Origin of the sequence: Sulfobacillus thermosulfidooxidans DSM 9293 (assembly GCF_900176145.1) — a bacterium.
GTDB lineage: Bacteria > Bacillota > Sulfobacillia > Sulfobacillales > Sulfobacillaceae > Sulfobacillus > Sulfobacillus thermosulfidooxidans.
Genome location: NZ_FWWY01000001.1, coordinates 3009186 through 3018910, shown reverse-complemented (window position 1 = coordinate 3018910; position 9725 = coordinate 3009186). Strand labels below are relative to the sequence as shown.

Below are 9725 nucleotides of genomic sequence, written 5' to 3'. Positions count from 1 at the left end.
CCCCACACAGTAATAGGGATTTGGAAAAGCTATCCAAAGCGGCACTTAACCACTGTAACCGACTGCGTAGGCTGTCAAAACGCCTTGAGGTAGGCCATCAAGAAGAGATATCTTTCCCGCCGTTGTCGACGGATTAACACCTACAACAATTGTAACATCTCGATATGGATCGCCGATCGGTGGGTTCGGGTTATAGTACCAGGTTTTGTAGTTTATATTATTATAAAACGGTTCGGCTCTCCGTATTCTACAGTCTGAGCCACGATGCTGGTTGCGGTACTAAGTTTATATAATACGTGCAGTAATCCCATTAGTCCGACACCTGAACTCGCCTGATCCTGCCCTTGACCGTAATGAACGTCTACGCCATTGCTACCGCGATAGTTTTGGAAGACATAAAATATTGAACTCGGCGGATAAAAATATCCTCCAGGACCCTTGATCACCACCCTGTAAGTAGTTCCCACGAGTCTTTGGCTACACAGCGTTTTGGGTTGCCTTATCTCTATCACTTTATCGTCACAATCTAAGCCCAATTCCCATGCAAAACCTATCGTACTTGAGCTGTGCCGCTTGGCAGGGTATAAATATTTCCATTTATTGTCATTAGACTGAAGACGTTAAACCTGTCCGAACAAGCAGGAATTCGTCAAACCACCGCTAATTATATGAAAGGAACAAATGACAGTTCCGGCAAATATTTACAGAAATTGTCATGGTCATCGATGACCATGCAGAATGCTTTGGATATGTCTTGTTCTCTATATCAGTGGACAAGATCTACGAATTGTCTGTGGCTTTTCTACTAGGAGGTTGTTCATGCAGTACTACCAATCGCGCCGATACCGTAAACGCTCTAAGGTGTCGACTCTTTTAGGACTTTCCCTGCTTTTCACAGGATCATTGACGTTGCTCAACAACCACGACGCCAAGGCGTTTTCCCTGAATCACATTCAATACGTACGACTCGCCAATACTATGCCAGTTTTTGTCTTATCGCATAAGACCTTGTATCATGTCCCTAACCCTGCCACATTTTTTGCGTTAGGAGGAAGCTGGGCAAATGTCGAATCACTATCCTCATTGAGCGGCGACTCGTTAGGATTGCCTATGGTGGTGCCTTATCCATCAGGAACCCTGTTAAAAACGTATAATGCACCAACAGTCTACTTGGTTGTTCATGGGATATTGCGTCCTATCGCCACCGCTCAAGTGTTTAATCAAATGGATTTGAATTGGAATGCTATTCATGTTATTCCACAGCTTATGAATAATTGGCCTGTCGGCTCGACGATTACACGTCCCATCAGCTATTGGCCATCAGGAACTGTTCTCCGGCAATCGGGGCATCCGCAAGTCTACGAAGTAGAAGATGGAACACTGTCCCATATTATTTCTCCGACCCTATTTCACCAGTTAGGTTATCATTGGTCTGATGTCAAAATCGTTTCTCAATTACCCTATCCCATCGGATCAGCGATGACAAAACCCTTACGCGAATATCCCACTGGAACGATTTTACAACTGGACGGACATCGTGCAGTTTATGTCGACGAAGAGGGAACATTACGCCATATTCCCAATCCCACAATTTTTCATGAGTTGGGCTATCATTTTAGTGAAATTATTCATGTGTCAAACTTTGGCGGAAACACTATGGGACCGCCTTTGGGCTCTACAACCATCCCTGGCGATCCTTCCTCATCGCCCTCACCGAGCCAGCCACCCTCCTCGTCGTCTCCCACCCCGCCTCTCAGTGCATTCTTATCCATGGGATATGGATATTATGCGGACAATGAACCCAATGGTCCAACCAACTCATCCTATTTGGATTTGTTACAACATGCCAACGCCTTATCGGTCATTAACCCAGTATGGTATTTTGTGCAGCCTTCTTCCCAGCGAGGATGGATGGTGAACGATTGGACTCGTTCCATTCCCACAATAAATGGTGAAAAGAACGTCCAAGTCGTTACCAAAGCTGCGCATAATCAAGGCGTTTTAGTGATGCCTTCCGTAGGAATTTACTATAATCCCTCATCGGGCCCCATTACGACTCCGGCCGAACAAAAACAACTTGTACAGCAACTCGTAGCAATTGTTCAAAAAAATGATTATGATGGGCTCACCATTGATTTTGAAAGCCAAGGATCGGGTAATTTGAGCGTAAGTGCCGCGTCGACGCAATATACCCAATTCATTCAACAGCTGGGTACCGCACTACATGCTCTGGGAAAGAAACTGATGATTGCAGTTTATGCGAGCCCCTATCCCAGTACGATTTATAATTATAAAGCCTTAGCTCCCTATGTGAATTGGATTAACATCATGGCTTATCCAGAACACAACAGTTCCACGCCCGCTGGACCGACTCAAGGTTTTCCCTGGCTCGAAAATATTGTGCACAACGCATTGGCCACGGGAGTCAACCCCAGTCAAATTATTTTAGGAGTCGCTCCTTATGGCCATTCGTGGACTTATACCAACTCGGGATATACCGGGAATACCTATGAATCCAATCGGACCATCAAAAACTATATTGAATCTCATAACATCGTGCCATTATGGGATGCCACAGAAAAAGCCATTGTTTTTACTACAGGACCTTTGGCTCAAACACCCCCGGCTCCTTTATCCTATAACGTCAATCAGTCCTCACCTGCAGTGGCTAATCTCCAGGCCATTTTAAATGTGGCCTTGTTACAATATGCCAGCACGTATCATCTTCCGGCACCGCCTTTGTTGTGGGCCAATGGCTATTATGATTCGGAAACGAGCCGAGCGGTCGCGATGTTTCAACAAGACTTTCATGTTAAAGACGCACAAAGTGGGATATACGATGCACAAACCGCACAAGTACTGGCTCAAGTCATCAGCCAATATCACATTGGTGAAACCCAGTGGTGGGATCAAACCTCCCGATCGTTTGCCGATTTGTTAAAATTAGCGTTACAGGACCATTTGGCTGGGGTAGCTTCATGGCGTTTGCCGTTTGAAACGACAAATTATTGGAGCACTTTGACGTCTTTGACGTCAATCTGGAAGCCATAAAAGGAGAATTTACCGTATGCAGGGTTCTTATCGTTCCGTCCTATTAAGCATTGGATTAAGTCTCGGTGTTGTCGGACTTTTAGCAGGTTGCGGGCAACAATCGGCCGCCCCCTCGAGTGCCACATTCGGCGGCGCGTCAGCCCAGAAAACAACGAGCCCTTCACCATCATCAAGGAACACGGCACCGACATCGGCGACGCCAACATCCTCCAAGCCAAGTCAGGCCTCGGATAACATGACGATGACCATCCCGAGTACACCAGCACCTCCACAAGCCGGTGTCTACTCGGAAATGACCATTGCCGTCACTCATGTGATTGCAGAAGGGCACGAGACGGTCAATGGCCAAAGCATGAACGTCTACGCCTTAACTGTAACGATTCATAATCCGACCTCCGCCTTGATACCCTTGGCTCTCAATGATTTTAGTGTCGAACCGCTTCATGCCTCGGCATATACGTATTCCTATAATGACGTGATGCATGCGCCGTTGACCGCCAGTTCCTCGTTATTCCCGCTTCCGGTCGATTCCTCTAGCCCTTCCAGCGTGGTGCGTTACATCCAGCCGGGCTCAGCGGTTAGTGGCACTATTACGATCATGGTTGCCCCGTCTTCGGCCTATCAAATTGTTTGGGGCGGAACCACCAAAGTCGCCACAACCTTTGCTGTTTCATAAACGTCCTAAGGTGTTAAGACCCGAGCACTGAATCTCAGTGTTCGGGTTCTTTTTTGTGAAAATACCCCCCTGTCCATTCTCACAATCCGGGACTTCCCCCTTTTCATGGGATTCCTTCCCCATCTGTCCAACATGCCAAGAACACATCGGCTATACTAAGTGCTAAGAACACAGAGGAGGGATACGATATGGCAGGATTATTAGAACGGGTCAAGACCATTCTCGGTTCGAAGGCCAATCGCGTGTTGGATTCCGTTGAGGATCCCACCGAGACAATTGAATATTCTTATCAAAAGATGCAAGATGCCCTACAAGAAACCAGGCGGCACATTCTTGAGGTCGCTACGGCCAAAAAACAACTCGAAATGCAAGTCGCCGCCTTGCAACAAAAAGCTAATCAGTATGCGTTAGATGCTAAAGACGCGGTTCAAGCCGGTCGTGATGACTTAGCCACGCAAGCCCTGTCACTAAAGGCCACAACGGAACAACAAATTCAGGAGCTTCAAACTCACATTCAACAGACCCAAGCGGAACAAGATAAACTAATGGCAGCACAACAAAAGCTAGAAACACAAATTGAAACATTCCGCACCCAAAAAGAAGTGATGAAAGCTCAATATTCTGCCGCTAAGGCTGAAGTACAAGTGGGAGAAACCGTTCATGGTATTACCCAGCATGCCGAAGATATTTCCGGTGCTCTGCAAAGAGCCCAAGATAAAATTGCTCACATGCAAGCCAAAGCTTCTGCCCTCGACGAATTAGAATCTTCCCCCGACCTTACTGCCTTGCCCGAATCAAATAGCGATACCATTCGCCAACAACTCAATAAAGCAAGCCAAGACTCTGCAGTACAAGAAGAACTAGCGAAATTAAAACAAGAAATGCAACAGTCTGCCAAGCCCTTAAATGCTCCTTCTGACAGTCAGGGAGAACAATGAGGCGAAAACCGTCCAAAGGAGCCGCACTAGTCGGCTCCTTTTCATCGGTCAAAAGCCCCTTCCTTGGCTCTCCCAAATCGCCATCATTTATGGAGATGGAACAAACTATTTAACGCGGGGAACAGAGTTTTGACGCAATCTTCTTGGTCTGTTATTTTGGATAAGGTTTAGACTCGAAGCCGGTTGGCGTGTCATACCCCAAATCTATACCGTCATCCCTAGCCCGTACACGACAACCGTGCCTTTTATCGGCGTTTGGGACAGATTGTGAAGGATTCATGCCATTTGAATCCCACAAGTCTAAAATTTTACAGGAAGATCATCCCAATTGGCAAGACCGTATTACGGTTTATTTGCGTTCTATATCGCCTCAATCACCCAATCACCATAACACGATAGACCCATTACTATGGATTCCAAGGAGGTACCCCGATGAGTGAAACCAAGCAAACCACCATTCGTTTTGCTGGCACGATCTACCACCGGTTGGAATTAGCCAGTCAACGCACGGGACTGACCATCAATTCCATCGTTACGGTAGCATGCCTGGATTGGTTACGACGCCACGAAGAACAATTGTCCTTATGGGAAAAAGGGACAGATCCTCGTCATGAGAGCGAATAACGGGACGTCGATGGTTCTTATCGCCCTAGTAACGTACCGACGTATTGAAGGGCTGCATGACTGCAATGGGAACAATACCCGTGATATTCGATCAACCGTTCGGCGACTTCGTTTCGTTTTTTCTCTTGAACCAAATCCGCAGCTTTAGCGGATGTCGTGATTCTGACAATGCCTTTAAGATCGGTAAATAATTTGGCCTCAATCGCTGCCTGAAGACCCGGGTGAGATCGATAGTCAAAGTGTTGACCACGGCGGGATAAGGTGGAAAGGCGTATTAAAATCTCTTCGCGAAAGGCCCGTTTAGCGTTTTCGCTCACCCCAATTTGTTCTTCGATGGACCGCATTAACATTTCATCCGGTTCAATTTCCTCATCGGTCAACGCATCCATGACCTTCCTATGGTTCACATAAGCGTCAATGTTGTCGAGATAAGCGTTTAATAGCATTTGGGCAGTATCCTCAAAAGAATATATGAACGCTTTTTGCACCTCAGCCGTGACAAGCTCATCATATTCCCGGCGAACTTCATAAATCAAATTCAGCAAAGAATCACGGGTTTCGGCGCTGAACCCACTATGTTGTCCTAGACCATCTTTTAAGGCGCGCAATGCATCTAAGGGATTAAGACACGGCACTGTGCTTTTGACGAGGGCAAGAGACAGACGATTGATGACATATCTCGGTGAAAGACCCGTCATGCCTTCATCAGGCCATTCCTGTTTGAGGGTTCTAATATCGGTCTCGGTAAACCCGTCGACGAGTTGGCCATCATACAGTTTCAACTTCGTTAAAAGACTCACACCCGACCTTTTAGACTCTTTTAGCCGGGACAAAACGGCAAACATAGCAGCAACCTCCAGGGTGTGAGGAGCCATGTGAACCGTATGAAGCGCTGATTCCCGGATTAACTTATCGTAAATTTTCATTTCATCAGATACGCGTAAATTATAGGGCATGCGAATTAAAATGATGCGGTCACGCAGGGCCTCATTTTTTTTGTTTTGAATAAACTGTTGGTATTCGGCTTCATTCGTATGGGAAATCAATACTTCATCAGCATAAATCATGGCATAACGGCCAGTTTTGATTTGTTGTTCTTGCGACAGGCTCAAAAGGCCGTAGAGAAATTTTTCATCGGCTTTGAGCATCTCAATAAATTCCATAAGACCACGGTTGGCAATATTTAATTCGCCATCAAATCGGTACGCGCGAGGATCTGATTCGGATCCATATTGACCAATCGTCGCAAAATCGATACTGCCAGTTAATTCGGAGATATCTTGACTTTTAGGATCACTAGGCGAGAAAGTACCAATCCCCAGCCGATTCATTTCGGAAAGCACCACACGTTCCACAGGAAATTCTTCAATGTTCCCGCGAAATTCTTCCCTTAACCGCGTTCGACAAACTGGGCAGAGTTCTCCTTCAATATAAATGCCGTAATGCTGGGCAATCTCCTCCCGCAGTGTTGACGGAATTAAATGTAGCGGTTCTTCATGCATTGGACATCCTTCTAAGCCATATAAAGCGCCCTGATTGGTCCGTGAATACCGCTCTAGACCGCGTTTTAATAATGTGACCACGGTCGATTTGCCTCCACCCACGGGACCCATAAGCAGCAAAATTCTCTTGCGTACTTCTAAACGTTGAGCTGCCGATTGAAAATATTCAACAAGTTGATCCAATGCCTCCTGCAACCCGAATAATTCCCCTGTAAAAAACCGGTAATGCTTGTGGCCCATGTCATCGCTATCGATTCCTTGGTCGGCAATCATGTCATAAATACGGGCGTGAGACAACCGACACAACCGCGGGTCTTGAAGGACTCGTTCAAAATATTCTCGAAAAGTGCCGTGCCAGCTCAGTTGCTGTTCTCTGTGTTGATATTCCCGTATACGTTCCCATAAATCCATGATTTCGCCTCCGCTATGCTTGCACTAACTCATTAGTCGGGTATGTACCATCCCGTCGTATTGCAATATAACCCGGCGTTCGTCGTGAAGTGTTTCGAGAAAAATGGGCCGACCCCACAACTGATACACGTAGGCTAACGTTCTTTCCGCGTACAGGAGATCAAGGTCTTGCCCGTCATGCACATGATACAAATAGAGCTCGCCCCGGTGATGAAAATCTCCATCTTGTACATGAATTAAAGGAAGTCCCCCGTGGGTAAGACGTTGCAATAGGTATTGGCGAATGTCCTTAAAATCGCGTCCAATTTCGCGGACCATCCCGTCTTTCTTTTCATAAATAAATAATCCGAGATCTTGTGCAATGTCAGGAGTTAAATAGTTCCGGATCAAGCTCATATCATCATGAATTTTCCGCACCATAAACGCCTCATGCATCCCTTTCCTACGCACAATCCCTTGAAAAATGGCATAACCCAGCGCATAGGGATTGATTTGCTGGCGGTTCGGGGAAAGAATCTGTGCATGCAAGCGCGCAAAATCCCAGTAATCTGCCTCATCCAGATCCATGTGCTGCATTAAGTACTCATGCCATAATGCGGCCCATCCTTCATTGATGATCTTGGTGCGCCTGTGCGGCCAGAAGTACGCCATTTCCATGGCGACCATCGAAGTAATATCCCGTTGCCAACCTTGCAATACGGGACTATGGTGTGAAATAAAGCCCAGAATATCCTCCGGGTCAAAATCATGATGCTCCGACCGCCAAAGGCGTGCAGAACCAAACTCAGGAATAGAATAGGCAACATGATCCGCGATGGATAACACGGCATCTAAGAACCGTTCAACCACATCGACGCCATAAAGACACTCATAGTGGCGGATTCTTCGTGCATGGGCGCGAACGATCATTAAAATATGTTTTTTATCAGTTTGGAACAGAAAATTGTTGCCAAAAAAGTCAGCATGACCCATAACATGGCAACGAACCATGAGATTTTCTAAAGGTGAATTATGTGCCAATACGAATGCATAAGCAGGATAGGTATCCAAAACGAGTTCATAAATCTTACTAAAGCCGTATTCATAGGATGTCTTGAGCATGTGATAGTGCTTTCCAAACGACCAGTGAGAAAATCGTCCGGGTAACAAATAGGCGGCATATTCGTACAAGACCGATGGGGGCACGTCTTCAAAACACACAGGCAACGGATCGAGGCCGGCATCGCGAGCAAGTTTTTGTATGTCCTCATCCCGAGGATAGACACGCTCCATATCAAGCCTCCTGAGACAATGGGAAAAAATGAAGCAAGGCAGGGTAAACGTCCTTAAGATGTGACAACATAACCGTCTTAAAGTGGGGATGTTCAATATGGCGAAACTGATTCATGAGGGTACTGGGATAAGAGCCCTCACGAATTTCCGCATAGCCAAATAGATTAACTCCCGGTAATATGTGCTCGAGGTAGTCGCGGGCTCTTTGATTATCTGTTTCCGACCAATTGTCTCCATCGGAAAAATGCACAGCATAAATATTCCATTGTTCCGCGGGATATTGTGTTTCTATTACATGCTGACACAATGCGTAGGCCGATGACACCTTCGTCCCGCCACTTTCGCCTAAGGCAAAAAAGTCTTCCTGGGCCACCTCACGGGCCTCCGTATGATGAACAATAAAAACCTCTTCTACCGATTCATAGCGAGATCGGAGAAATTTGAGCATCCATGCAGCAAAAGTGCGAGCCACTCTTTTTTTTAAATCGCCCATAGACCCGGAAATGTCTCGCATGGCGATAACCACCGCATTATGTGTCGGTTCCGGATCCATCTGCCACGTTCTAAACCTTAAATCGTGCGATGTCCATGGTCCAATTTGAGGTTGCCCTACTCGGGCATGACGCAGAAGATTTTGCTGTAAGCTACGCCGTTTATCTAAATTGGCCATCAAACCACGGTCCCGAACGTCCTTAAATTGAGGTTGACATGCGGCACTCGTTCGCACTGGCTTAGCTTGTAAATCGGGTAAGCCCAGCTGGCTAAATAAGACGTCATCAATTTCGTCAATCGATACGTCTACTTCATAATAGTCCAGTCCTGGAATGTCCTGACATCCAGGATTCTCTCCTTGCGATTTAGGCGAAGATGGCATCGTCAGGGAGATGTCTCCTTGCAATGGGCTACCGGTCTGCCCAACATCTACTCCCTGATGAGGATTAAAGCGAAACCGATAGTGTTCCAGCGTTTTGATAGGAATTTTGAGAATTTTTCCACCTTGCGCCGTGATTATCTGTTCTTCGGTGATAATTTCAGACAGTTGCGCTTTAATGGCCTCCCGCAATCGTCGTTGATGACGAGCTTGGTCCAACGCACCTTGACGTTCCAGATCCCAGTCAATATGGAAAGACCGCAAGTCCATGGACGCCTCCTTGACCGGCTAGGTAGTAAGGTAGTAAGTATCCTATGCGTCATAAAGAAGTCCATGACGGGCCCCGAGAAAATATTTTTGGGTATCCATCGCTGGCGTGA

7 protein-coding genes are annotated in these 9725 nt (G+C 46.5%); 4 read left to right on the top strand and 3 right to left on the bottom strand.

The annotated features are described in order from the left end of the window. Nucleotides 1–819 precede the first annotated feature (819 nt). From B8987_RS14975 to B8987_RS14960, 4 genes are all read left to right on the top strand, one after another. Nucleotides 820–3051 (top strand): glycosyl hydrolase family 18 protein, encoded by a 2232-nt coding sequence (locus B8987_RS14975; protein WP_020373030.1) that lies wholly within the window; start codon nucleotides 820–822, stop codon nucleotides 3049–3051. 16 nt (nucleotides 3052–3067) lie between these two features. Next, entirely contained in the window at nucleotides 3068–3727 is a 660-nt protein-coding gene (locus B8987_RS14970; protein WP_020373031.1) for an RAD23 family protein, read from the top strand. Nucleotides 3728–3915: 188 nt separating this feature from the next. Then, on the top strand, nucleotides 3916–4665 hold the full coding sequence (locus B8987_RS14965) for a PspA/IM30 family protein (RefSeq protein ID WP_020373032.1): 750 nt from the start codon (nucleotides 3916–3918) through the stop codon (nucleotides 4663–4665). 432 nt (nucleotides 4666–5097) lie between these two features. Beyond that, nucleotides 5098–5289, top strand: a complete 192-nt coding sequence (locus B8987_RS14960; protein WP_020373033.1) for a hypothetical protein — start codon at nucleotides 5098–5100, stop codon at nucleotides 5287–5289. 17 nt (nucleotides 5290–5306) lie between these two features. Here B8987_RS14960 and B8987_RS14955 read toward each other — a convergent pair whose 3' ends face one another. Genes B8987_RS14955 through B8987_RS14945 form a run of 3 tightly spaced genes read right to left on the bottom strand, consistent with a single transcriptional unit; the run spans nucleotide 5307 to nucleotide 9615 of the window. Next, on the bottom strand, nucleotides 5307–7202 hold the full coding sequence (locus tag B8987_RS14955; RefSeq protein ID WP_020373034.1) for a PrkA family serine protein kinase: 1896 nt from the start codon (nucleotides 7200–7202) through the stop codon (nucleotides 5307–5309). A 24-nt stretch (nucleotides 7203–7226) separates the two neighbouring features. After that, on the bottom strand, nucleotides 7227–8474 hold the full coding sequence (locus tag B8987_RS14950; RefSeq protein WP_020373035.1) for a SpoVR family protein: 1248 nt from the start codon (nucleotides 8472–8474) through the stop codon (nucleotides 7227–7229). Between the two features lies 1 nt (nucleotide 8475). Continuing rightward, nucleotides 8476–9615: a YeaH/YhbH family protein gene (locus B8987_RS14945; protein ID WP_084661678.1), complete on the bottom strand. Its 1140-nt coding sequence runs from the start codon at nucleotides 9613–9615 to the stop codon at nucleotides 8476–8478. Nucleotides 9616–9725: the final 110 nt, after the last annotated feature.